Source organism: Rhodococcus sp. KRD162 (genome assembly GCF_017168335.1).
Classification (GTDB): domain Bacteria; phylum Actinomycetota; class Actinomycetes; order Mycobacteriales; family Mycobacteriaceae; genus Rhodococcoides.
The window spans coordinates 152,114-174,432 of the sequence record NZ_JABFAU010000016.1; the positions used below are offsets into that span (position 1 = coordinate 152,114).

Below are 22,319 nucleotides of genomic sequence, written 5' to 3' on the forward strand. Positions count from 1 at the left end.
TCGAGTAACCCCTGACCGACACCGAACGATACGATCGCCGACGAACGTATCAGCAGTGAGGAGATCTATGCCAATCGCCAAGATCAACGGCATCGACATCAACTACCAGGTCAAAGGCAGCGGAGACCTGGTTGTTCTCGTCATGGGCACCGGCAGCCCCGGTCGCGTGTGGGAACTGCACCAGGTGCCGGCTCTCACAGCAGCGGGCTACCGGGTGTGCACGTTCGACAACCGCGGAATCGCACCGTCGTCGGAAAGCACTCACGGCATCACGATGGAAGACATGGTCGCCGACACGGCGGGCCTGATCGAACTCGTCCGAAACGGTGACGAGAAGGCATTCGTCGTGGGAACGTCGATGGGCGCGCGAGTCGCGCAGGAGCTTGCCCTCAGCAGACCAGATCTGGTGCGTAAGGCGGTCTTCCTGGCCGGTCATGCACGGGTGGACGAGTTCCAGAAGACTCTCGCGCACGGTGAACGAGCGCTGTACGACAAGCGCGTCGAGCTCCCGGGCACGTACTCGGCTGCCGTGACGGCAGTGATGAACCTGTCGCCGGCTACGTTGCGTGATGCCCGAGGGGCGCGCGATTGGCTCGATCTGTTCGAATTCTCGTCGTCGTCGCCATCTGCCGGGGTACGCGCTCAGCTGGGCATGGAGGACGATTTCGACCGAACATCCGCCTACCGCAGCGTCACGGTGCCGTGTATGTCCGTAGGATTCGCCGACGATCGGATGATCCCCGCATACCTCGGCAAGGAGCTGGCGGACGCCATTCCGGGTGCCCGCTACGTCGAGATCGCCGATGCCGGGCATTATGGGTATCTCGAGCGTCCAGAGGCCGTCAATGCAGAGTTGCTCGACTTCTTGAAGGCCTGACGGCACCGCGGCCTGGGCCGCGTTGCTAGGGTCGTGTGGCACCTCACGGTGCAGACTTACCAATCAAACGTTCGCGACGAGTGAGGCGAGATGAGTACCAACCCGTTCGATGACGAAGACGGACGCTTCTTCGTGCTGGTCAACGACGAAGACCAGCATTCGCTGTGGCCGACGTTCTCCGAGGTCCCTCAGGGATGGCGGGTCGTCTTCGGTGAAGACACCCGCGCCGCCTGCTTGGAGTATGTCGAGAAGAACTGGACCGACATGCGTCCGCGCAGCCTGCGTGAGGCCATGGAGGCCGACGCCGCTGCACGCGCTTCTGCTGAGGGAACACCCAGCGCCGACGCGTAGCCCGCGTTCTACGACGCACTCGAACCGCGCCGCCGACGAACCGTCGGCCGGCGCGGTTCTTCTTTGCGGCGAAGCGTCGGGCGCAGTAGTTCCTCGGTGCGCGCGAGAATGCGCGGGCGGCGGAGCGTACGGGCACCCCATTCACCCAAGGTCACTCCGGCGGCCAGGCCGCAGCTGACGCCGAACGCCGCGAACAGTGAGCTGATGCCGAGTAGTAGCTGATCGTTGAGGATCGCGTACAGACCGCGATACAGCGCCAGACCCGGCAGCAGTGGCGTGATGCCTGCGACCGCGACGATCAAGGGCGGAATGAGGGCACGACGAGCCAACAGACCGCCCGCGAAGCCGACCACGGTCGCGGCGATGGCCGAGGCGATGATCGGCCCGACGTTGATGGTCTGCGCCAGCAGGTACACCAGAGAGCCGGCGAATCCGCCGACGAATGCGGCCGTCAACGCACGCCGCTCGGCGTAGCAGGCCAAGGCATAGAACAGCGACGCCGCTGCGCCTGCCAGCACCTTCGTGGGCACCTCCAGGAGGTCAGGTGGTGCCAGGTTGCTGATCTGAGGTAGGTCGCTGCCGATCAACGACGCCAGGCGCAGCGATGTCGCGACACCGGCGATGATGCCGCCGGTCATCATCAACACCTCGAAGAACCTCGCCGACGCCGTGATCGGGGCGCCGGTGATCGCGTCCTGCACCGAACCGACCAGCGAGAGTCCCGACAACAGCACAACCACGCCGGCAGCAATGACCATCGACGGGGAGATGTTGATGTTGAGTTGATCTTGAAAGTTGTACAGCGTGATCGCCGGAGTTGCCGCCACGAAACCGCCGACAACTTGCTGAAAGAAGAACGGTAGGCCGGCACGGTTGAGTATCCGACCGATACGGTCGATGACCATCGTGGTCAGGAAGCTCACCACGGCCACCAGGAGTCCACCCCCGAGCAGTATGCCGACGGAGGCGGCCATGCCGGACCATGCGAACGTCGCGATCCACCGGTTGTAGGGGTGCGGAGCTTTGGTGATCTCATCGAGCCGCTCCAGCGCCGCACTCGGTGCAACCATCTTGACGCGTACGGCACGAATGAGACGGTCCACCTCGGCCAGCCGCGTGAAGTCCATCGACCGGTAATGCACGATGCGCATCGTCGAGGCCGGAGGACGCGTCGGACCGCGGTGCGCGCTGAGGGTGATCGAGTTGTACGTGACGTCCACATCGCACCGCGCAAGACCGTACGTGGCGGCGATGAACTGCACCTGCGTCGCTGTATCCACCGCCGACGTGCCCGAAGCCAACAACACCTCACCGACACGAACCGCGAGATCCAGCACCTCGGCCACCGACGCATCGTCGGTCAGATCGATAGGACGAAGAGGTGACGGTGCCGCTGTCGGGGTATCGATGGTGGCCCGGCGCTCGCCGGTGAGACGGCTCAGCGAAGCCGTCAGGTCTTGCAGGAAGGTCATGACCGTCTTTACACGTAGCTGGGGTGATCCACCGACAAGGTACCTGTTGACACTGAGCCTCCGGTGAACGGATACGATGGTCTCGCTTCACTGCCTCCTTAGCTCAGCGGTAGAGCACTCGCCTTGTAAGCGAGCGGTCAACGGTTCAATCCCGTTAGGGGGCTCTTCCGGACGGCTCCGACCAGTGACAATGGCTGGAGCCGTCTTTTTTGGCCCGTCGCGGCCGTTTGTTTCTTGCGCGAGCCTGGTTCGTCCACCTGGGGTTATGCGTCACTGGTGACCTGGGGATTTGCCGGTTCGGCGGCTCGATCTGGCGTTCGATGTCACAGAATGTCACAACTCGTCGCTAACTCAGCGGTGAGCGTTTGTGCGGATGCAGGCGGATGCGTACGGACTTCGCAGCAGGCACGGGCTGGATTGCGGTGTCGGAATGAGTATCGGTTCTGTAGGCCTGAAGCCTGCGTATCCGATACTCAAAGGAGATTGCCGTGACTTCGGGCGATGTTCGACGCCGTCAGGCCGGGGTGTCTTCCGAGTTCGCTCGACTCCGGTGCGGATGGTGCTCGTAGCGACGGCGGCCGATGTCTACGCGCACCCGCGCGCCGAGCTTGTGCGGCTGACGGACCTTTGCTGCATCGGGTGGCGACGGGCTTCTTCGCGGCCGTGCCAGACGACCGGGTCGGGACCGAGTGGATGCCGGGTGTGGAGGCTGCGGCGGTCGGTGTCGCGGTTGCTGCCTATGGCCGCGATGATGCGGTGGTGATGGGTGTCAGCGCGGCCCGGTTGCATGGTGTTGTTCCGCGGGCGTTGGCGAATGCTGTGGTGGCTGTGCCGACCCGGCACGATCCGATTCGGTTGGCGGATCGACAGGCGGTGGGTCGGTTCGTCGTGCGCTACACGGCCCGTCTGGATGCAGAGCCGATCGATACCGAGTTGGGCTTCGGCGGCTTTCTTTGCCAGATTGTGAAGTCAGGTGTCGGTAGCAAGCTTGACTTCGACAAACTGTGCTGAGTCTCGGGCCTTGTCCTTGGATGTGGCACGTAGCACTTCGGAGATGCACTGATGCAGCAGACATTTCGTGACTACAGCGTGAAAGGTCCGTTGGCTCGGAATAGTGGCGCGACCCGAAGTGAGTACATCAACGCGTTTGCCTTGATGCCTGCGGTCGGGCTGGGGTTTCTCGCTGCGGAGATTGTTGTGAACTCGGGGGTCGACGGCCGTGGACTTCGCAGTAGGTTGCGCGGCCGGTGCGGTCACGGGCCTTCTATATCTGTACGTCGCCTACAAAGTCGTGCAGCGCGGTAAGTCATGATTGTCCATCTCGACAACGGTGTTTCAGTGACGCCGTCTCCGACGGATTGGCAACGGCAGATTGTTTGAGCGGTGACGGGACCTGTTGTCACCGCCCAAAGCTATGAGGTGTCTCTGCGCACTCATGCGATTCTGACGCCATTCGTGACTATCTCACGTGGTCCAGTAGGTGATATAAAGTGCGAATAAAACGACGAAGATTATCAGACCACCGCCCGCCATGGCCAGTGTCCGCGCGTTGGTAATTTTGAATACTCCCTCGCCCGCTGGGATTGCGCTATGTTCGGTGATTGTGAAAGTAACCCCGAGCAGAATGAGAAACTGAAAAACCTATGCCCACCAGGGCAAGTCGAGCTTTGCCATCGTCAAGGCGGAACCCAAAGTAATGGCCAACGACACTATTGCTGCATAAACGCCTGACGGTAGGGTTAAACCCAACGGAGTCCGGACTGTCTTCATATCTTCCACCCCTTATTTTGGTCGATGCTCGAGGAATGTGTGCGTTGCTCAGCACGCTGCTGCTGTAATCCCGGCACCAACCGCTACGCCGCCTGTCGTTTCGGTCAGGGCGTACGCGTGGTTGCCAGTCGCCGCTGCGCGACGGCGACCACAGCGACGACCGCAACTCCGATGGCGAACAAAGCCAGGGCAGCGGGCCATTCGTTGCCGATGGCCAGAAGCTCTCTGTTCTCGCCCTGCCACGGCCACAGTGCGCGCAAAGATCCCAACAGCAGGCCGGCAGCGGCGACCATCGCCAGATCGTGGTAGTTCGCCAGCAACCACTCGAGCACTCGAACGAAGCTGACCAATCCCGCCAAGGCGCCCAGGGCGAACACGGCCAGGTATGTCAGGTTTCGCTCGTCGACGGCCGTGAGCGTCGGCGCATACAGGCCGATGACCAGAAGAAAGAACGACCCTGATACGCCTGGAAGCACGAGCGCACAAATTGCGATCGTCGCGGCGAAGAACACCAGAATCAACGACGGGTTCGACGCCTCGGCCCCGGGTAACGACGTGAGAACGATGACCCCGACAGCGAGAGCGACGAACAGTGCCACGGCAGACAGTCGGGACCGGGCGGTGGGGAAAGCGCCAGGAGTGAGCTCCATGAAGGGGATCGCCACCGACATCGCGATCATGCCCATGAACAGCGCTTTGGAATAGACGGGTTGATCCGTGACGAAATCCGCCATGATCCCCGCCACCGAGAACACCATCAGCAGCATGCCGACGCCGACCGCGAGGAGCAGCCACCAATCGACCTGACGGACCTCGGCGCGCACGTCGGACCGCGTCACCACGGCCTTGGGGATGTCCGTCAGATGCTTCGCCGACGCGATGGCCCTGGTGTAGATGCCGGTGACCAGTGCGACCGTGCCTCCGGAGACACCGGGAACCGTTTCGGCCAGACCGATCAGACCGCCGCGAACGACGTTGGCTGCCAATTCCGTCGCCGGCGGACGCCCCCTGGGAATGTCATCGAGTCCGGGTCGCTGATCCAGCCCGGGTCGATTCTGCTCGTCGTCCCCATGGTTGGAGGGCGTCTGGCGGTTCGTCGTCATGTCCGAATCGTCCCAAACGCGTCCAGACCACCTGACACCGGCTCGGCAAGCTCCGTCTGCCGGCCCGTGCATCGGGCAGCATTCACCGTGCCTCACCAGCCGCAGACGTCGAACCTGTGCACGGTGCGTCGGAATCATCGCCGCACAGTTCGTTCATCACACGACACACTCGAGGAATTCCAGATACTCGCTTCGGCGATTCCCCGAGATGCAGCACGTAGGCAAGGCCGGGGGATGCGAACACACATCAGGGCTTCGAACGCCCGCCGTCTTCCGCGGCGTCGAGTACGGACCTGAGCCAGGCTCGTTCTGCGCGACTCGTCTTGCGCGCGAACAGCAGTAGTCCACGCCGATAGACGTCGGTGACATCCTCCGCCTTCACGGCCCGGTCCTCGTCGTAGAAGAAGCTGGCTGGTTCTTCCAGGAAGTGGAGCCTCCGACGCAGTACCGCGTGTTGCTCCTCCACCGAGGGCACGAGTGACAGGAAGGTCAGCACCACGACGAAGCGCGAAAAGTCCGAGACGTCGTTGTGCTGGGGATCGCGCAGACGAGCCGTCAGCTCGTCGCGTCCTGCGTCGGTGATGGTGAGTACGTAGCGAGCCGGTCCCGCACCGGGTTCGGAGCGGCGCTCGAGTAGACCGCTTCGATCCAGCCGTTTGATTGCGGGATACAGAGTTCCGTCGCTCACTGGTTTGGCGTAGCCGGTCAGCTGAGTTACTCGCCGTTTGAGTTCGTATCCGTGCAAGGGGCCTTCGGACAGAAACCCGAGAATTGCCAGTTCCAACATGTGCCCAGTCTGTCAGGTGTATCTCGATTCGATGTGTACCTCGAATCGAGGTAGTAGGGTGAGGTGACCGACGAACCAGGACTCACCTTCTTCACAAGGGACTTCCATGACAACCTTCGATCTCGAACGCACCACGCCGACTCCCGTGAATGGACCGAGGGGCGACGCAGACGCTTCGGGTACATCACGATGATCGCCGCGTGGTACGACTCGCAAGGGGAGGCTCGGGACGTTCTCCGTTTCGGAGATATGCCCACACCCGACCCGGGACCTGGCGAGGTTCGTGTGCGCTTGTCGTTGTCCTCGGTCAACCCGGGTGACACCAAGAAGCGGCGAGGGTGGCTCGGCTCGACGATGCCGTATCCGCGGGTGGTGCCCCACAGCGACGGAGCCGGGTACATCGACGCGGTGGGGGAGGGCATCGAGCGAACGCGCGTGGGCGAGCACGTGTGGGTGTTCGGCGCGCAGTCCTATCGTGCGCTCGGCACTGCCGCGCAATTCACCGTCGTGCCGGCCTGGCAGGCGATCGGTCTGCCGGATTCGGTGGAGCCTGAACTCGCTGCCTGTCTCGGAATTCCGGGCATCACGGCGCACCGGGCAGTGTTCGGTGACGGTGCGGTCGCCGGGAAGACGGTCGTGGTCCACGGCGTGTTGGGCGGCGTTGGCTCACTGGCTGCGCAGTTGGCTCGGTGGAACGGGGCGAGAGTGATCGGAACTGTTCGCACCGAGGCGGACGCGGGTCTTGCCCGTGCCCACGGCACCGACAACGTCGTGGTGTTGAGCGATGACGAAGCAGTGACGCATGTGCGGGAGCTCGCCGGAGGTGGCGTCGACCGCATTGTCGAAGTGTCGTTTTCCGACAACATAAACTTCGATGCAGCAATTGCCAAGAACGGCACAGTGATTGCCGCCTACGGAACCCGCGAGGGCCATCCGAAACTGCCGTTCTGGCCAATGTTGTTCGACAACATCACCGTTCGTCTACTGGGCAGCGACGATTTCTCACAGGAGGTGAAGTCGGCCGCAGCTGTGGACTTGACCGAGGCTGCTTCCATCGGTGCGCTGTCCATCGCCGTCGGCGACCCGATGCCTCTGGATCGCGTCGCCGACGCTCATGACCGTGTCGACGCGGGTACTCGGACACGCGTGCTGCTGCAGATCCCCGAGTAGTCGGCCGCGATGGGTCGAGAAGCCTCAGGAATCTGCAGCAGTTCGGTGCCGGATCCGGTCAGGGCCGACGAGTGGGATCCGCGGCCGCGTCGGTAAGCGGTCGATCGTCGATGGAGTTCGGCAGCGGCTGCCGGCTTCGAGGCCGCGGAACGGCTACGGCAACGATCGCTCCGGCGAGTCCGACGATCGCGAAGCTGTAGAAGTTCCAGTCGACGCCGCTGGCGCGATCGAGAACGAATGCTCCGAGGGTCGGGCCGGCGATGGCCCCGAGGCGTCCTACCGACAGGGCCCAGGCCAGTGCACTGCTGCGGTTTTCGGGATCGTAGACGGAGAGGATGAAGGCATTGGCCAGGATCTGAGAGCCGATGAACCCGAAACCGCTGACGAACATCAATACGAACATCACCGGGGTGGGCGGGGAGAGACTCATCAGCACCAGGCTCACGGTGCCGGTCAGGAACGCTGCCACTACCACGATGCGTGGTCCGAATCTGTCGGCTACGGGCCCGGCTGCGATGACTCCGACGAACACGCCGAGCCACATTGCGGCAGTCTGCATCAATGCGGAGCCGAGTGAGTATCCGGCAGCCTGCATGATCGAGGGCAGCCAGGCGCTGATGCCGAAGACGAGCAGCAGTCCGCAGAACGACATCACCCAGGCGAGGATCGTGGTGGGGGCGAGGCGACGCGTCAGCAGCGGGCCGAGGCCGAGGAACCGTCCGGCGGATGTGTTCGTCACCATCGGTTCGTGGGCGAGTCCGTAGAGGTTCTCGACCTGCTTCGCGTCGGCGTCGCGGCCGGTGAGGCGCAAGTGGAACGGGCTCTCGGGCAACCGGAACATCAACGGCAGAGCAATGAGCGGCAGGATGACCCCGACGAGGTACAGCCAGTGGTAGGAGACCTCGGGGAGTAGTGCGGCCCCGAGGAGCGGAGCGGCGAGTGCGCCGATTGCGTATCCGCTCATCATCAGTCCGATGTGCCTGGCGCGACGCCCTGGTTCGCTGAGGTCTGCAACATAGGCGTTCAGGGTGGGCAGGACGACGCCGAGACCGAGGCCGACGACCAACCGTCCGAGCCCGAATATCTCACCGGTTGTTGCGATTGTGGACAGCAGCATGCCGAAGGTGAAGATGACGATCGATCCGAGTAGCAGCTTGCGGGGTCCGAATCGGTGCATCACGGCTCCGGCGAAGGCTGCTCCGACGAGCATGCCGACGCCGACGAGGGAGCCGATGGTTCCGGCCGATGCCCTGTCGATGCCCAGTGACGGCGTCTGCAGTAGGACGGGAACAGTGGCTCCGTAGATCGCGAGATCGAAACCTTCGAGGGTGGCGACGAGCCAGGTCACGTACAGCATTCTTCGGGTGGCGCGGGGCAGGCTGCGCCCCTGTGTGTTCGGTGTTGTCGAGCTACTCACGTGTATCTCCTGTCGAGGCAAAGTCGTTGGTGCGCAGCTGATGCCGACCTGCGGCGTCGATCGGCGCGGCGCGTGCTGCGCGGTCGGCTCGACGCCCGTATGGCGCAGATCACAGTTCAACATAAGGAAATGAGTTGCGCAATAGTGAATCCGAAATTGCTTCGGCAAGCCAGGGGATGACGCCTCAGGCGGGCCGCTCGTTCGCTGCCCTCGAGCTGCCGAAACCCTCGGATATCGCCTCGGTGGCGCGCAACAACTCCTCGGTGGCCGTGGCGATCACCTCGTCGGTGCCGATCTTCGCCGGAATCGCCACTGCTACCACCAGTGGAATGGACTGGCCTGCAGGAAATACCGGGGCTGCTATCGACATCACCCCTGGAATCACCTCGCCGGAAATCCTCGCGACACCCTGTGTCCGAACGCGCGAGCGGAGCGCCGCCACCTCGTTCTCGCCGGGTGCGGCGGCACCCATGGACTCGAGCTCGTCGCGCAGGAACGGCGCGATCATGGTCTCGGGCAGATGTGCGAGGTAGACGTGGCCGATGGCAGAGGTCAGCAGTGGCATCGTCGACCCAACGCGGATGGTGATCGGCAGCGCGTGTGCGCCGTAATCCCATCGGACCAGGACCGGACCGTGGTCTCCCCAGACGGCCAGGTTGATCGAATGGCCGGTGCGATCACGCAGGGTCGGTAGGTGCTCCGAGGCGACGCTGACGTCATCCATTCGGCGCAGGGATTCGATGCCGAGCCGCCGCATTGCCGGCCCGAAGTCGTACAAGCCCGATCGGCCCGACTGCACGATCAGCCCGGCCCGTCCGAGGCTGACCAGGTAACGGTGGACTTTGCTCGCTGCCATGCCCGAGGCGTTCGCAATCTGGGTCAGGCTCATCGGCCCGAGGCCTCGCTCCAGCGCTTCGATCACGGCCATCGCGAGTTCGACCGACTGAATGCCCTGGCGAGCGCCCGGGCGATCGGAAGCATCTACGGAATCGGAGTCTGGGGTATCGGTCACGGATCCACCCTAGGCACTTGCGGCCGTTTCAACTCCGTCACCGTAGATTCACCAATATGCATTGACTTCACTAATAATGAACTCTAACGTGTGGTTGCAATCACATTCGACGACGGAACGTCACAGCGAGAGGAGCAGCACCATGTCTGCTTTCGAACCAACGCAGTCCAGCAGCGACACGACGGCCGATGTCGTAGTCGTCGGCTGCGGTCCAACCGGCATGGTGCTGGCCGCCCTTCTCGGACGTCAGGGACGCAGCGTGGTGGTCCTGGAGCGCTACAGCGGTCTCTACAACCTGCCGCGAGCGGCAGCGTTCGACGACGAAACGATGCGCACCTTCCAGAAGCTCGGTATCGCGGAGAAGATGCTGCCGGGCGTCAACGTCCAGCGCGGCTATATCTGGGTCAATGCCCAGGACGAGGTTCTGCTCGACATCGAATACGACAACCCGGGTCGCAGTGGGTGGCCGTCGCAGTACATGATGCACCAACCGCACGTCGAGACAGTGCTCGACGAGTTGCTGACCTCCCTGCCGACTGTCGAGGTACGGCGCGGTCACACCGTGACCGGGATCGAACAATCCGCTTCGAGGACAACCGTTCTCGCCACCGACGCCGAGGGGCGGACCGTCCGCGTCGACACCGAGTTCGTCGTCGGCTGCGACGGCGGCAACGGAATCGTCAGGGAGGTCATCGGCGGGGATCTCGACGACTACGGATTCTTCGAGAACTGGCTGGTGTGCGACTTCGAATTGACTCGCGACGTTCCGACCCTTCCCACGTTCCGTCAGGTCTGCGACCCCGCCGAGCCGATCGCGATCGTGAACATCGGACCGCGCCACCACCGGTTCTCGTTCCGCCTCGACAGCGGCGCGCAACGAGACGAGGTGGTGCAGCAGGACAGAGTGTGGTCCCGCCTGTCGGCATACCTGACCCCCGAGGACGCCGAGCTCGTCCGCGTCGCGAACTACACGTTCCGATCGTGCATCTCCTCGAAGTGGCGCGCAGGCAACATCTTTCTGGCCGGCGACGCTGCACATCAGATGCCGCCCTTTCTCGCACAGGGCATGGTCTCCGGTATCCGAGATGCCCGAAACCTGGCGTGGAAGCTCGACATGGTGCTCTCCGGGCATCCTGACGCGCTCCTGGAGAGCTACCAAGCCGAACGAGAACCGCACGTACGATTCATCACCGAGAAAGCGATCGAACTGGGCCGCGTCCAGACGATGCGAGATCCCGTCCTCGCCGCCGAACGTGACGCGCGAATGATTGCCGCTCGCAAAGCCAACCAGAAGCCGGACAAGCTGCAGTACCCGGCACTGTCCGGCGGTGTGATCGCCAACAGCGGCGACATCTTTCCCCAGGGATTGGTCTCGACGCCGTCCCGCACGGCATTGTTCGACGAGGTCGCCGGAACCGGATGGCTGGTGGTATCGGACGGAACCGCTCCGCTGCAGGCCATTTCGGTCGAGGAGCGGAAACGGTTCGCAGAGATGGGCGGCAAGGAGATCGTCTTCGGACTGTCCTCGATGTTCGACGGTGCGCCGACCTCCGACACCGGTGGTGTGTACACCCGTTGGTTCGACGCACAGAAATGCGTCGCAGCAATCGTGCGGCCCGACGGCTACCTCTACGGAATCGCCCACACCGGCGGCGAACTGGCCGCGTTGATGTCCGGCCTCATGGAGGCGATTGCACCGGCCGAGTCAGCGCTGTTGGCCACGTCCGCCTGACACCACACTTTCGTACCGACCGACACCACCCGAGGAGAGACCATGCAGGGCAAGATCGCACTGGAAGAACACTTCGCCATCCCCGAGACCCTCCAGGACTCGGCGGGATTCGTACCCGGCACCTACTGGGACGAGCTGCAGAAGCGGTTGCTCGACATTCAGGATGTCCGATTGAAGTTGATGGACGACAACGGGATCGAAACCATGATCCTGTCCCTCAACGCTCCTGCTGTGCAAGCGATCCCAGAACACAAGCGCGCCATCGACATTGCTCGCCGCGCCAACGACGTGCTCGCCGAGGAAATCGCCAAGCGTCCGGACCGATTCCGCGGCTTCGCTGCCCTTCCACTGCAGGATCCCGACGCAGCCGCCGAGGAACTGCGACGCTGTGTCACCGAACTCGGATTCGTCGGTGCACTCGTCAACGGGTTCTCGCAGAGCGAGTTCGTGGACGACGGAAACACTCCGCTGTACTACGACCTGCCGCAATACCGTTCCTTCTGGGCCGAGGTGGAACGGCTCGACGTGCCGTTCTATCTCCACCCGCGCAACCCGCTCGAGCAGGACGCACGCATCTATCAGGGCCACCCGTGGCTGCTGGGACCGACCTGGGCGTTCGCCCAGGAAACCGCGGTGCATGCCCTGCGACTGATGGCCTCCGGTCTGTTCGACGAGCATCCCGGTCTGAACATCGTGGTCGGCCACATGGGGGAGGGAATCCCGGCCATGCTGTGGCGAATCGACAACCGAAACGCATGGGTGGACGTGCCTGCGACCTACCCGGCGAAACGTCGCATGGTCGACTACTTCACCGAGAACTTTCACATCACCACCTCGGGCAACTTTCGCACCCAAACGCTGATCGATGCTCTTCTCGAACTCGGATCCGAGCGCGTGATGTTCTCCACCGACTGGCCTTTCGAGAACGTCGACCACGCGGCGAACTGGTTCGACTCGGCCAGCATCTCCGAAGCCGACCGACTCAAGATCGGGCGCAGCAACGCCGCGGCACTGTTCAAGCTCGACCGATGATCCGGGAAACGGCCGTATCGCCGTTCGTTCACAGTGGGTCACCCGCACGCGTGGTCTTCGGGCGGGGCAGCGTCAAGACGGTGTCCGATGAGATCGACAGGCTCGGATGCAGCCGGGCGGTCGTGCTGTCCACCCCACATCAGCGCGACGACGCCATGCGTCTACTCGGCAGCCTCGGCGCGCTCGGTGTCGGCGTGGTGGCCCTGGCCGAGATGCACACCCCGACCTCGGTGACCGCTCGCGCCCTGATCGAGGTGGAAAGCCTCGACGCGGACTGCGTCGTCGCGATCGGCGGCGGCTCGACGACGGGGCTGGGCAAGGCACTTGCGGCAAGAACCGGACTGCCGCAGATCGTCGTGCCCACCACCTACGCGGGTTCGGAGGTGACACCGGTTCTCGGCGAAACCGACAGCGGTGTCAAGACCACGCGGCGCGGACCGGAGATTCTCCCCGAAACCGTGGTCTACGACCCCGATCTCACCGATTCGATGCCGATCGACCTGACCATCGCCAGCGGCCTCAACGCCATGGCGCACGCTGCCGAAGCTACCTACGCTCGCGACGGCAGCCCCATCTACACGCTGATGGCGGTCGAGGGTCTGAGGGTGCTGCGCGATTGCCTGCCCGCGTTGATCGAGGTTCCCGAAGATCAGGACGCGCGCGACGGAGCCCTGTACGGCGCCTGGCTGTGCGGCACGGTCCTCGGTGGTGTGGGAATGTCGGTGCACCACAAGCTGTGTCACACCCTCGGCGGCGCACTGGATCTGCCGCACGCGCAGACCCACGCCATCATGCTGCCCCACACCATCGGCTACGTCGAAGAATCCGTCCCGGATGCACTCACCGATGTCGCGGCGCTGTTCGGTGGTTCGGCGGGCGCGGGACTGTACGACTTCGCCGTCGACATCGGAGCACCACTGCGGCTGGCGGACCTGGGAGTGACCGCCGACCAGCTGGATCTGGTCGCGGATCAGGCGGTCGCCTCGCCGTACTGGTCGCCGCGCCCACTGGACCGAGACTCCATCCGCGGCGTCCTGCGAGATGCCCACGAGGGCATCCGCCCGAACACGAGGAGTGGATCACGCGCATGAAGTACTTCACCGAACAGGCGTCGGTAGACATCGTCAACGAACGCATGGGTGTGCCCGCGGACGACCGAGCGTCCGTCGTCATGAGCAGCCTCGTTCGGCACCTGCACGAGTTCGTCGAAGACGTCGGGCTCACCGAAGCCGAATGGGATCTCGCCATCGACTTCCTCACCAGGACAGGTCAGATCAGCGGGCCCGAACGGCAGGAATTCATACTGCTCTCCGATGTTCTCGGCGTCTCCATGCTCGTCGACGCCATCAACCACCGTCGCCCCGAAAGTGCCACCGAAAGCACGGTATTCGGGCCGTTCCACGTCGAGAATGCGCCGATCCGCGAGATGGGTGAGAACATCAGTCTCGACGGAAAAGGCGAGCCGTGCCTGTTCGAGGGGCGCGTGAGCAGTACCGACGGCGCACCGATCGCAGGTGCAGTTGTCGACGTGTGGTCGGACAACGAAGACGGCTACTACGACGTCCAGCAACCCGACATCCAACCCCGCTGGAACAACCGGGGCCGTTTCATCACCGGAGCAGACGGCAAATACAGCTTCCTCGGCATCAAACCCACCTCGTATCCGATCCCCGACGACGGCCCCGTCGGGCAGATGCTCACCCGGCTCGGGCGACACCCGTACCGGCCGGCGCACATGCACTTCCTCGTCTCGGCCGACGGCTACGAACGGCTGGTGACACACACCTTCGTCGACGGCGACGAATACCTCGAATCCGACGCCGTGTTCGGGGTCAAGGAATCGCTCATCGCAACCTACGACAAACGCGACGTGGGCGCCCAGACCATCTGGACTTCCGAATACGATTTCGTTCTCGCGCCGTCCTGAGCCCCGATAGGTCAGTGGCGCAGGTCTTTTCGCATGACGACCCTCGGGAAACCACCGGACACCGACGTCGTCGGCGCTGCGAACTCGAAGCCCCCCGATTCGAACAACCCGCGAGTGCCCACATAGGCCATCGTGAGGTCGACCTTGTGGCCCTCGTTGTCCACCGGATATCCCTCCACCGCCGGGGCTCCGTGGTCGGCAGCGAACCGAACGGCACCGTCGAGCAAGGCATGTGCGATGCCGCGTTTTCGGTGCCCGGCTCTGACCCGGAAGCACCAGATCGTCCAGACGGGCAGATCGTCGACATGCGGAATCTTGTTCGACCGCGCGAACGGCAACTCCGAGCGTGGTGCCACCGCCGCCCACCCGACCACCTCGTCCCCGTCGTAGGCCAGGACTCCCGGCGCCACTGCGCGACGGGTCAGTTTCTCGACATAGGCGGCGCGTTCGGGGCCGACCAGTGCTCTGTGGGTAGCGGAATCGAGTCGATGACTCAGGCACCAGCACACGGACGAGGTCGGATTCTTCGGGCCGAGGATCGCGCGAACATCCGCGAACGACGTTGCAGCCCGCACCGAAAAGCTCACCGGCCGATCATACCGAGCTTCGATCGAGAATTCCGGTCCTACGCTGCTGCTCCGCGGGCGCGGCGAGGAGCGCGAGTCACGGTAGGTGTGCCGGATCGGATGAGCCGGGGGCGCGTAGGCCAACGAACAGTGTTCGGGTGCCCTCGGACAGCAATTGTGCGAGGTCGAGAGCCTCGTCGGTGAGCCACTGTTCGTATGCCGAGATGGCCACCCCGAGGACCATCCAGCCGACGGTCCGCGGAAAGTGGTCCGTGGGCTCGGATTCGGTTCGCGCGGCGACGTATTCTGCGATGACGGCTCGCCAGCCCTCGTACATCAGCATCGAATAGCTCTGCAGTGCGGGATTTCCCAGAATCAACGACATCCGTTGTCGGTGTACGGCGGCTTCCTCGACCGGAAAGGTGTTGAACTGCAGCAAGGCCGAACGTAGTCCGTCGGCGAGCTCGATGTCCTCGGGCAAGCCGGCCAGATGAGTTCTCAGCGCTGCGAGTTGAGTGTCGAAGTCGCCCCAGGGGACCGCATTCTTGGAGGGGAAGTAGCGGAAGAACGTGCGCCGGGCGATACCCGCTGCGTCGGCGATGTCGTCGACGCTGGTCTCCTCGAAGCCTTTGGATGCGAACAGTTCGATTCCGAGATCGCTCAGTTCGCCCAGCGTGGTGGACGGGCGGCGACCTGCCCGAGTGGACGGTTTCGCGGTCTTCGCCATCATTGTCCTTCCAACTTCTAGTTTTCTGCACTCAGTGCCATTATGGTGGGTGATTCAAGCCACTGTCGATCGCGAGTGTGGTCCCCATCAATTCCAGGAGGTTACAGATGTCCAAGAACAACGAGAATGCTGTGGTCAGCACGGCTGTCGTGGAGTCCGATCTGGTCGAGGAGTCGTTGGTCGAGGAAGTGTCCATCGACGGCATGTGCGGCGTGTACTGATCATGACTGCTGCAGTGCAGGACGCACTCGATGTGGATGTGCCGTGGGTATTGCATCCGCAGGTGGCGCTGCGTCCCGAGTCGTTCGGGGCGCTGCTGTACCACTTCGGCACGCGCAAGCTGTCGTTTCTGAAGAACCGCACGATCGTGGCGATCATCGAATCCCTGCCCGATCACCGCGATATGCGCTCGGCCATCGCGGCAGCGGGTATCGATGAATCCGCGTCGGCTCCGTACGTGAAAGCGCTGGCGACGCTGGCCGAGTCGAACATGATCACTCGCTCGTAATGCCCTGACTACTGCAGAACAGGACCGCCCTCATGACTTCCACCCTCGAAAGACCAGCTCCGGTAGGAAAACTGGTCGATCAATTCGAACTCGGTCTCGACGCCCCGATCTGTTTGACCTGGGAGTTGACCTACGCCTGCAATCTCTCCTGTGTGCACTGCCTGTCGTCGTCGGGTCGCCGTGATCCGCGTGAATTGTCGACCGAGCAGTGCAAGTCGATCATCGACGAGTTGCAGAAGATGCAGGTGTTCTACGTCAACATCGGCGGCGGTGAGCCGACGGTGCGATCGGATTTCTGGGAACTCGTCGATTACGCCACTGCGCATCAGGTGGGGGTGAAGTTCTCCACCAACGGCGTCAAGATCGACAAGAAGGTGGCGGCGCGGCTGGCGGCGTCGGACTACGTGGATGTGCAGATCTCCATCGATGGCGCGACCGCGGAGGTCAACGACGCGGTCCGTGGTCCGGGGTCGTTCGACATGGCATGCCGGGCGTTGGAGAACTTGAAGGAGGCCGGGTTCCGGGATGCGAAGATCTCCGTAGTCGTCACCCGCCACAATGTCGGTCAGCTCGACGATTTCAAGGCGTTGGCCGACAAATACGCGGCGACGCTTCGGATCACGCGTCTTCGGCCGTCGGGACGCGGCGCAGACGTGTGGGATGATCTGCATCCCACGGCGGGTCAGCAGCGTGAGCTCTACAACTGGCTCGTCGCGAACGGCGAGGGCGTATTGACGGGGGATTCGTTCTTCCACCTGTCGGCATTCGGGGACGCGTTGCCGGGTCTGAATCTGTGCGGTGCCGGGCGTGTGGTGTGTTTGATCGATCCGATCGGTGATGTGTACGCCTGCCCGTTCGCCATCCACGAGAACTTCCTTGCCGGCAACATCGTCCGTGACGCGAAGGACGGCATGGGCGGGTTCCAATCCGTATGGCAGACATCGGACTTGTTCCAGGAGCTGCGCTCACCACAGACCTCGGGTGCGTGCACCAAGTGTGCGCATTTCGACGCCTGCCGTGGTGGGTGCATGGCGGCGAAGTTCTTCACCGGACTTCCCATGGACGGTCCCGATCCCGAATGCGTCATCGGTAACGGTGAAGCGGCGTTGGCGGCGGCGGGAGAGATCCCCAAGTCCAGTGTCGATCATTCCCGTACCGGTCAGCGCAAGACACCCCGAAAGTCGGTGCCGCTCACGTTGTTGATGCGTCCCCCGGCGAAGATCTGCGACGAGAATCCGCTCGCAGGAATGGAACAGGAAACACAGTAATGGCCAAGAGTGAGTGGTTCGAGACCGTTGCCGAAGCGCAGCGGCGCGCGAAGAAACGGCTACCGAAGTCGGTATACGCCGCGCTGGTGGCGGGGTCCGAACGTGGGTTGACGATCGACGACAACATGGCGGCGTTCGGTGAACTCGGTTTCGCCCCGCACGTGGCGGGGCTGTCGGACAAGCGCGATCTGTCGACAACGGTGATGGGACAGCCGCTGTCGTTCCCGGTGATGATTTCTCCTACCGGCGTACAGGCCGTCCACCCGGACGGTGAGGTCGCGGTCGCGAGAGCTGCTGCAGCGCGGGGTATTCCGATCGGATTGTCCTCGTTCGCGAGCAAGTCCGTCGAGGAGGTCGCTGCGGCCAACCCGCAGACGTTCTTCCAGATGTACTGGGTGGGTTCACGTGAGGTCTTGTTGCAGCGGATGGAACGCGCCCGCGCCGCGGGTGCCGTCGGGCTGATCATGACCCTCGATTGGTCGTTCTCCAACGGACGTGATTGGGGCAGCCCGTCGATCCCGGAGAAGATGGACCTCAAAGCGATGGTCCAGTTCGCACCGGAGGGCATCACCCGGCCGAAGTGGTTGTGGGAGTTCGCCAAGACCGGCAAGATCCCTGACCTGACGACCCCGAACCTGACCCCGCCCACCGGCGGCCCTGCGCCGACGTTCTTCGGGGCGTACGGCGAATGGATGGGCACCCCGTTGCCGACGTGGGAGGACGTCGCCTGGCTCCGGGAGCAGTGGGGCGGACCGTTCATGCTCAAGGGAGTGATGCGGGTCGACGACGCGAAACGTGCCGTCGATGCCGGATGTACGGCGATCTCGGTGTCCAATCACGGTGGTAACAATCTCGACGGCACGCCGGCTCCTATCCGGGCGTTGCCTGCCATCGCAGACGCCGTCGGAGATCAGATCGAGATCACCCTCGACGGCGGAATCCGCCGCGGCAGCGACGTGGTGAAAGCGCTCGCGTTGGGTGCGCGCGCGGTGTTGATCGGTCGGGCGTACCTGTGGGGTCTGTCGGCGAACGGCCAGGCCGGGGTGGAGAACGTGCTCGACATTCTGCGCGGCGGAGTCGACTCGGCCGTTCTGGGGCTCGGGCATACCTCGGTCCACGATCTCTCACCCTCGGATGTGGTGATGGCGGACGGGTTCGAGCGGCGACTCGGCGTCCTCACAGCCTGAATGTTCACCGAGTCGGCGTGGTTCGAGACCGTTGCGCACGCGCAGCGGCGTGCACAGAAGCGGCTTCCGCGTTCGGTGTATGCAGCTCTGGTGGCCGGGTCGGAACGCGGAATCACTCTCGGTGACAATATTGCTGCGTTCGGTGAGCTCGGTATGGCTCCGCACGTGGCGGGACTGTCGAACGAGCGTGAACTGTCGACCACGCTGATGGGGCAACCGCTGTCGTTCCCGGTGATGATCTCCCCGACGGGTGTGCAGGCGGTGCACCCTGACGGGGAGGTCGCCGTCGCCAGAGCCGCTGCGGCCCGAGGGATCTCGATGGGGTTGTCGCTGTTCGCGAGCAAGCCCATCGAGGACGTCGTCGCGGCGAACTCGCAGACGTTCTTCCAATTGCACTGGGCCGGGTCGCGGGAGTTGTTGCTGCACATGCTCGATCGCGCACGCCGAGCGGGAGCGGTCGGATTGATACTGACGATGGACTGGTCGTTCTCCGAGGGCCGCGACTGGGGCAGCCCGGTGATACCCGAGCGGGTCGACCTACCGGCGATGATGCGATTGGCACCGGAGGTGTTGGCGCGGCCGCGGTGGCTCGCTCGGTGGGCCCGCTCGCGTTCGTATCCGGATCTGACTGCTCCGAACCTTGCTCCGCCCGGCAAGCCCGCACAGACATTCTTCGCCGCGTACCGGGAGTGGAAATCGACACCGCTGCCGTCGTGGGAGGACATCGCGTGGCTCCGTGAGCAGTGGGACGGGCCGTTCATGCTCAAAGGTATTTCGCGGGTCGACGACGCGCGGCGGGCCGTCGACGCCGGTGCCACCGCGGTGTCGGTGTCCAATCACGGCGGCAACAATCTCGACGGTTCCCGTGCGTCGATTCGCGTGCTGCCCTCGATCGTCGAGGCGGTCGGTGATCAGGTCGAGATCACTCTCGACGGCGGAATTCGGCGGGGTAGTGATGTGGCGAAGGCGTTGGCGCTCGGTGCGCGGGCGGTGTTGATCGGGCGGGCGTATCTGTGGGGGCTGGCGGCGAACGGGCAGACCGGCGTGGAGAACGTGCTCGACATCCTGCGTGGGGGCCTGGACTCGACGGTGCTGGGACTCGGGCACTCGACGGTGCACACGCTCGGACCGTCCGATGTCGTCATCTCGCCCGGGTTCGCGCGGGCTTGATCGCCCCGCCCCGTCGCGTCCGTCGACGACCAGAACCGAACGGATCTCAGGTCCAGGCCAGTGCGGACCGGTTCTCCCAATAGTGGTCCGGGGATTCGGCAAGGTCGGCCTCGATAGCGGTGATCAGCTCGGGATCGACGGTCGGTGCTGCGAGGTTCTGCTCGAGTTGCGCTTCGGTGGCTGCTCCGGACAGGACGACATCGGCCCAGGGTTGGGCGAGTGCGATCGCCAGCGCGAGTGCGTCGCGGCCGATCTCGGCCGCGTCGGCGATCCGGGCCAGTTCGGACTGCTCGGCGACGAGTCGTCCGTTGGCCATGGCTTCTTTGACGACGACGAACCAGCCGGCGTCGTGTGCGAGCGCCAGTGCCGGCCCGACGGACGGCTCGAGGGGGTTCCATGTCGACTGCACCGAGCTGAACACCTCGATCTCGAGCGCTGCCTGCACCACATCGGCTTGGCGTGGACCGCTGGTGCTGATGCCGATTCGGGTGCCGCCCTCGGCCAGTGCACGTAGATCGTCGAGCAATGCGGTGTCGTGGAGAGCCGGACTGTCCGGGGTGACGCTGTGGATCAGGTAATGATCGGGTTCGCCGCCGAGTTCGCGCAGAGTCTGGGGCCACTGTTCGGCCAACCGCGCAACCGAGTGTTCTTTGACCTCGTGCACCGGTGCACCTTGTTGGAAATCGGCCACGTAGGCATATCCCCATTTGGAGCCGATCACCAGTTGCTCCCGCCGACCGGGGTGTCGGGACAACCAGCTGCCGAGGAACCGTTCGGCCGACCCGTAGGACCGCGCGGCATCGATATGTCGAATTCCGCGTTCCCATGCGGTATCGAGGACTGCGTGGCACAGCTGTTCCAGGGCGGCCGGTTCGAATCGGCCGTCCACAGCCTCCGAGTGGCCGATCGTCAGATATTCGGGGCGTCCGAGGGCAGCGAGTCCGAGGCCGAGTTGTGTCATGGCGTCCATACTTTCGTGGCATTCGAGGTGGACACAAGCCGGCCATCGGCAGAGGAACCTTGATAGGCTGGCACTTCGTCGGGATACGAACTGATGCTCGCCAACTGCCAGTGGATGTGCATGCCCTCTCCGAGAGGCACCGACGTGATCACTCGAGCCGGCAAGCCGAATACGCCCGATCTTCACGACCTCATCGCGGGGACAGGGACCGCTACGACACTTCGGTTCAGCATCGGATTCGGATCGCTGAATTTCGCCTTCATCGCACTGTGGGTCGCCCTCGACACCGCGGTGGGACCCACGTCGCAACCCATGCGCATCGCAGTCGGCGTAGCTGCCGCGTCGGCAGCTGTCGCCGCCGGACTGTGGGCCTGCACCGACAAGATGCTCAATGCCTTACCTCGTAACGCATTCGGCGTGTTCGGTGAGATCGGCACCGGACTGGTGATCCTGTGCGTACCGGATGCGCAGGTTGCCCTGGTGGGGTGCTCGCTGTTCGCCGTTCTGGGAGCGCAGTTCACCCTCCTCATGGGAACACGATGGTTGGTGTTGCATCTCGGCGTAGCGGCCGCGGTCATCGGAACCATGGCCGTGCGGTCAGCACAACAGGGCTCGATGTCGGTCACTTCGACACTTCTGGCGACCTATGTTCTGTTGGTCGCAGCTGTCCTGACTCCCTGGGCGGCCCGCATCACCTGGTCACGTCTTCTGGTGTACGCGGCGAAATCGTTGACCGACCCACTGACCGGTCTGCTGAACCGTTCAGGTCTCGAGCATCGACTGCACCGGCTGACCGATCCCGCGATGAGCTCCGGTCTTGGGCACTGCGCGATCGTCGTGCTCGACATCGACAACTTCAAATCGATCAACGACGCCCATGGCCACGACGTCGGCGATCTCGTGATCCGTGAGGTCGCCGAGATGCTCGACGACTTCGCCCGCAGACACAGCGCGCATGCCGCCAGAATCGGGGGCGAGGAATTCGCACTGCTGATGCCGAAGAAAGCGCAGATCTGCCTGCACGAGGTCGGGGCCGCCTTTCCGCTGTCGACTCGGGGTAGGCGGGGGCCTCGGGCAACGCTGAGCGCTGGGATCGTGCGCCTCCCGCTGGTGCACGCCAATCCGAACGCCTCTTTTGCAACAGCGCTGAGGTCGGCCGATCAACTGATGTACATCGCAAAACGATCCGGGGGAGCAGTCGCGGTGACCGAGGACGACCGACCGGACGCCGGTGCCGAGGAACTACAGGACCGGCACTAGGGAGGACGAGCGTTGCGTCCGC

22 protein-coding genes and 1 tRNA gene are annotated in these 22,319 nt (G+C 63.7%); 15 read left to right on the forward strand and 8 right to left on the reverse strand.

What is annotated here, in order from left to right; genetic code table 11:
• The first annotated feature begins 67 nt into the window (after positions 1-67).
• A complete protein-coding gene (locus tag J1M87_RS22865; protein WP_206492094.1) occupies positions 68-877 on the forward strand; it encodes an alpha/beta fold hydrolase in 810 nt (269 codons plus the stop codon).
• Positions 878-967: 90 nt separating this feature from the next.
• Positions 968-1,228, forward strand: coding sequence for an MbtH family protein (locus tag J1M87_RS22870; RefSeq protein ID WP_206492095.1), 261 nt, complete (start codon positions 968-970; stop codon positions 1,226-1,228).
• Positions 1,229-1,236: 8 nt separating this feature from the next.
• On the opposite strand, the gene J1M87_RS22875 is transcribed toward J1M87_RS22870, so the two are convergent.
• Positions 1,237-2,691 carry a threonine/serine exporter ThrE family protein gene (locus tag J1M87_RS22875; protein WP_374222416.1) on the reverse strand — a complete coding sequence of 485 codons (1,455 nt, stop codon included), beginning with the start codon at positions 2,689-2,691 and terminating at the stop codon, positions 1,237-1,239.
• Positions 2,692-2,792: 101 nt separating this feature from the next.
• Between J1M87_RS22875 and J1M87_RS22880 the strand changes: the two genes are divergently transcribed.
• Positions 2,793-2,864: transfer RNA gene (locus tag J1M87_RS22880), tRNA-Thr, on the forward strand.
• Positions 2,865-3,339: 475 nt separating this feature from the next.
• A complete protein-coding gene (locus J1M87_RS22885; protein WP_206492097.1) occupies positions 3,340-3,711 on the forward strand; it encodes a hypothetical protein in 372 nt (123 codons plus the stop codon).
• Positions 3,712-4,574: 863 nt separating this feature from the next.
• Here the strand turns inward: J1M87_RS22885 and J1M87_RS22890 are convergent.
• The gene (locus J1M87_RS22890; protein ID WP_206492098.1) at positions 4,575-5,573 is read right to left on the reverse strand and encodes a DUF368 domain-containing protein; all 999 of its coding nucleotides are present in this window, start codon (positions 5,571-5,573) and stop codon (positions 4,575-4,577) included.
• Between the two features lie 247 nt (positions 5,574-5,820).
• Entirely contained in the window at positions 5,821-6,360 is a 540-nt protein-coding gene (locus J1M87_RS22895; RefSeq protein ID WP_206492099.1) for a PadR family transcriptional regulator, read from the reverse strand.
• A gap of 63 nt (positions 6,361-6,423) precedes the next feature.
• On the opposite strand from J1M87_RS22895, the gene J1M87_RS22900 reads away from it, so the two are divergent.
• Positions 6,424-7,530 carry an NADPH:quinone reductase gene (locus J1M87_RS22900; protein ID WP_307830911.1) on the forward strand — a complete coding sequence of 369 codons (1,107 nt, stop codon included), beginning with the start codon at positions 6,424-6,426 and terminating at the stop codon, positions 7,528-7,530.
• A gap of 58 nt (positions 7,531-7,588) precedes the next feature.
• On the opposite strand, the gene J1M87_RS22905 is transcribed toward J1M87_RS22900, so the two are convergent.
• Both J1M87_RS22905 and J1M87_RS22910 read right to left on the reverse strand, forming a co-directional pair.
• Positions 7,589-8,947, reverse strand: coding sequence for an MFS transporter (locus tag J1M87_RS22905; RefSeq protein WP_307830912.1), 1,359 nt, complete (start codon positions 8,945-8,947; stop codon positions 7,589-7,591).
• Positions 8,948-9,131: 184 nt separating this feature from the next.
• Positions 9,132-9,959 carry an IclR family transcriptional regulator gene (locus J1M87_RS22910; protein ID WP_206492100.1) on the reverse strand — a complete coding sequence of 276 codons (828 nt, stop codon included), beginning with the start codon at positions 9,957-9,959 and terminating at the stop codon, positions 9,132-9,134.
• A gap of 142 nt (positions 9,960-10,101) precedes the next feature.
• Between J1M87_RS22910 and J1M87_RS22915 the strand changes: the two genes are divergently transcribed.
• Genes J1M87_RS22915 through J1M87_RS22930 form a run of 4 tightly spaced genes read left to right on the forward strand, consistent with a single transcriptional unit; the run spans position 10,102 to position 14,650 of the window.
• Positions 10,102-11,691, forward strand: a complete 1,590-nt coding sequence (locus J1M87_RS22915) for a bifunctional 3-(3-hydroxy-phenyl)propionate/3-hydroxycinnamic acid hydroxylase (protein WP_206492101.1) — start codon at positions 10,102-10,104, stop codon at positions 11,689-11,691.
• Between the two features lie 42 nt (positions 11,692-11,733).
• The gene (gene tsdA / locus J1M87_RS22920) at positions 11,734-12,723 is read left to right on the forward strand and encodes a gamma-resorcylate decarboxylase (protein ID WP_206492102.1); all 990 of its coding nucleotides are present in this window, start codon (positions 11,734-11,736) and stop codon (positions 12,721-12,723) included.
• Complete coding sequence (locus J1M87_RS22925; RefSeq protein ID WP_206492103.1) at positions 12,720-13,814, forward strand: maleylacetate reductase; 1,095 nt, start codon at positions 12,720-12,722, stop codon at positions 13,812-13,814. The genes tsdA and J1M87_RS22925 overlap by 4 nt, the downstream gene beginning before the upstream one ends.
• Positions 13,811-14,650 carry an intradiol ring-cleavage dioxygenase gene (locus J1M87_RS22930; protein ID WP_206492104.1) on the forward strand — a complete coding sequence of 280 codons (840 nt, stop codon included), beginning with the start codon at positions 13,811-13,813 and terminating at the stop codon, positions 14,648-14,650. The genes J1M87_RS22925 and J1M87_RS22930 overlap by 4 nt, the downstream gene beginning before the upstream one ends.
• 11 nt (positions 14,651-14,661) lie before the next feature.
• On the opposite strand, the gene J1M87_RS22935 is transcribed toward J1M87_RS22930, so the two are convergent.
• Positions 14,662-15,237 carry a GNAT family N-acetyltransferase gene (locus tag J1M87_RS22935; protein ID WP_206492105.1) on the reverse strand — a complete coding sequence of 192 codons (576 nt, stop codon included), beginning with the start codon at positions 15,235-15,237 and terminating at the stop codon, positions 14,662-14,664.
• Positions 15,238-15,313: 76 nt separating this feature from the next.
• Positions 15,314-15,943, reverse strand: coding sequence for a mycofactocin system transcriptional regulator (gene mftR / locus J1M87_RS22940; RefSeq protein ID WP_206492247.1), 630 nt, complete (start codon positions 15,941-15,943; stop codon positions 15,314-15,316).
• A gap of 107 nt (positions 15,944-16,050) precedes the next feature.
• Between mftR and mftA the strand changes: the two genes are divergently transcribed.
• The 5 genes from mftA to mftD (J1M87_RS22965) are packed head-to-tail and all read left to right on the forward strand — an operon-like array spanning position 16,051 to position 20,076.
• On the forward strand, positions 16,051-16,164 hold the full coding sequence (gene mftA / locus J1M87_RS22945; RefSeq protein ID WP_128646009.1) for a mycofactocin precursor MftA: 114 nt from the start codon (positions 16,051-16,053) through the stop codon (positions 16,162-16,164).
• Positions 16,165-16,166: 2 nt separating this feature from the next.
• The gene (gene mftB, locus J1M87_RS22950; RefSeq protein WP_206492106.1) at positions 16,167-16,451 is read left to right on the forward strand and encodes a mycofactocin biosynthesis chaperone MftB; all 285 of its coding nucleotides are present in this window, start codon (positions 16,167-16,169) and stop codon (positions 16,449-16,451) included.
• A gap of 32 nt (positions 16,452-16,483) precedes the next feature.
• Positions 16,484-17,719 carry a mycofactocin radical SAM maturase gene (gene mftC / locus J1M87_RS22955; RefSeq protein ID WP_206492107.1) on the forward strand — a complete coding sequence of 412 codons (1,236 nt, stop codon included), beginning with the start codon at positions 16,484-16,486 and terminating at the stop codon, positions 17,717-17,719.
• Positions 17,719-18,906, forward strand: coding sequence for a pre-mycofactocin synthase MftD (gene mftD / locus J1M87_RS22960; RefSeq protein ID WP_206492108.1), 1,188 nt, complete (start codon positions 17,719-17,721; stop codon positions 18,904-18,906). The genes mftC and mftD (J1M87_RS22960) overlap by 1 nt, the downstream gene beginning before the upstream one ends.
• Positions 18,907-20,076 carry a pre-mycofactocin synthase MftD gene (gene mftD, locus J1M87_RS22965; RefSeq protein WP_206492109.1) on the forward strand — a complete coding sequence of 390 codons (1,170 nt, stop codon included), beginning with the start codon at positions 18,907-18,909 and terminating at the stop codon, positions 20,074-20,076.
• Positions 20,077-20,122: 46 nt separating this feature from the next.
• Here mftD (J1M87_RS22965) and J1M87_RS22970 read toward each other — a convergent pair whose 3' ends face one another.
• Complete coding sequence (locus J1M87_RS22970) at positions 20,123-21,037, reverse strand: aldo/keto reductase (RefSeq protein WP_206492110.1); 915 nt, start codon at positions 21,035-21,037, stop codon at positions 20,123-20,125.
• Positions 21,038-21,157: 120 nt separating this feature from the next.
• Here J1M87_RS22970 and J1M87_RS22975 point away from each other — a divergent pair, with 120 nt between their 5' ends.
• Positions 21,158-22,297, forward strand: a complete 1,140-nt coding sequence (locus J1M87_RS22975) for a diguanylate cyclase (protein WP_206492111.1) — start codon at positions 21,158-21,160, stop codon at positions 22,295-22,297.
• The last annotated feature ends 22 nt before the right edge of the window (positions 22,298-22,319 follow it).

Bases quoted from the DNA above. Each gene is read 5' to 3' on its own strand.
- J1M87_RS22870 (WP_206492095.1), top strand. From the start codon at position 968: ATGAGTACCAACCCGTTCGATGACGAAGACGGACGCTTCTTCGTGCTG.
- J1M87_RS22865 (WP_206492094.1), top strand. From the start codon at position 68: ATGCCAATCGCCAAGATCAACGGCATCGACATCAACTACCAGGTCAAA.
- mftA (WP_128646009.1), top strand. From the start codon at position 16,051: ATGTCCAAGAACAACGAGAATGCTGTGGTCAGCACGGCTGTCGTGGAG.
- J1M87_RS22975 (WP_206492111.1), top strand. From the start codon at position 21,158: ATGCCCTCTCCGAGAGGCACCGACGTGATCACTCGAGCCGGCAAGCCG.
- mftC (WP_206492107.1), top strand. From the start codon at position 16,484: ATGACTTCCACCCTCGAAAGACCAGCTCCGGTAGGAAAACTGGTCGAT.
- mftB (WP_206492106.1), top strand. From the start codon at position 16,167: ATGACTGCTGCAGTGCAGGACGCACTCGATGTGGATGTGCCGTGGGTA.
- J1M87_RS22970 (WP_206492110.1), bottom strand. From the start codon at position 21,037: ATGACACAACTCGGCCTCGGACTCGCTGCCCTCGGACGCCCCGAATAT.
- J1M87_RS22925 (WP_206492103.1), top strand. From the start codon at position 12,720: ATGATCCGGGAAACGGCCGTATCGCCGTTCGTTCACAGTGGGTCACCC.
- J1M87_RS22890 (WP_206492098.1), bottom strand. From the start codon at position 5,573: ATGACGACGAACCGCCAGACGCCCTCCAACCATGGGGACGACGAGCAG.
- mftR (WP_206492247.1), bottom strand. From the start codon at position 15,943: ATGGCGAAGACCGCGAAACCGTCCACTCGGGCAGGTCGCCGCCCGTCC.
- tsdA (WP_206492102.1), top strand. From the start codon at position 11,734: ATGCAGGGCAAGATCGCACTGGAAGAACACTTCGCCATCCCCGAGACC.
- J1M87_RS22895 (WP_206492099.1), bottom strand. From the start codon at position 6,360: ATGTTGGAACTGGCAATTCTCGGGTTTCTGTCCGAAGGCCCCTTGCAC.
- mftD (WP_206492108.1), top strand. From the start codon at position 17,719: ATGGCCAAGAGTGAGTGGTTCGAGACCGTTGCCGAAGCGCAGCGGCGC.
- J1M87_RS22915 (WP_206492101.1), top strand. From the start codon at position 10,102: ATGTCTGCTTTCGAACCAACGCAGTCCAGCAGCGACACGACGGCCGAT.
- mftD (WP_206492109.1), top strand. From the start codon at position 18,907: ATGTTCACCGAGTCGGCGTGGTTCGAGACCGTTGCGCACGCGCAGCGG.
- J1M87_RS22930 (WP_206492104.1), top strand. From the start codon at position 13,811: ATGAAGTACTTCACCGAACAGGCGTCGGTAGACATCGTCAACGAACGC.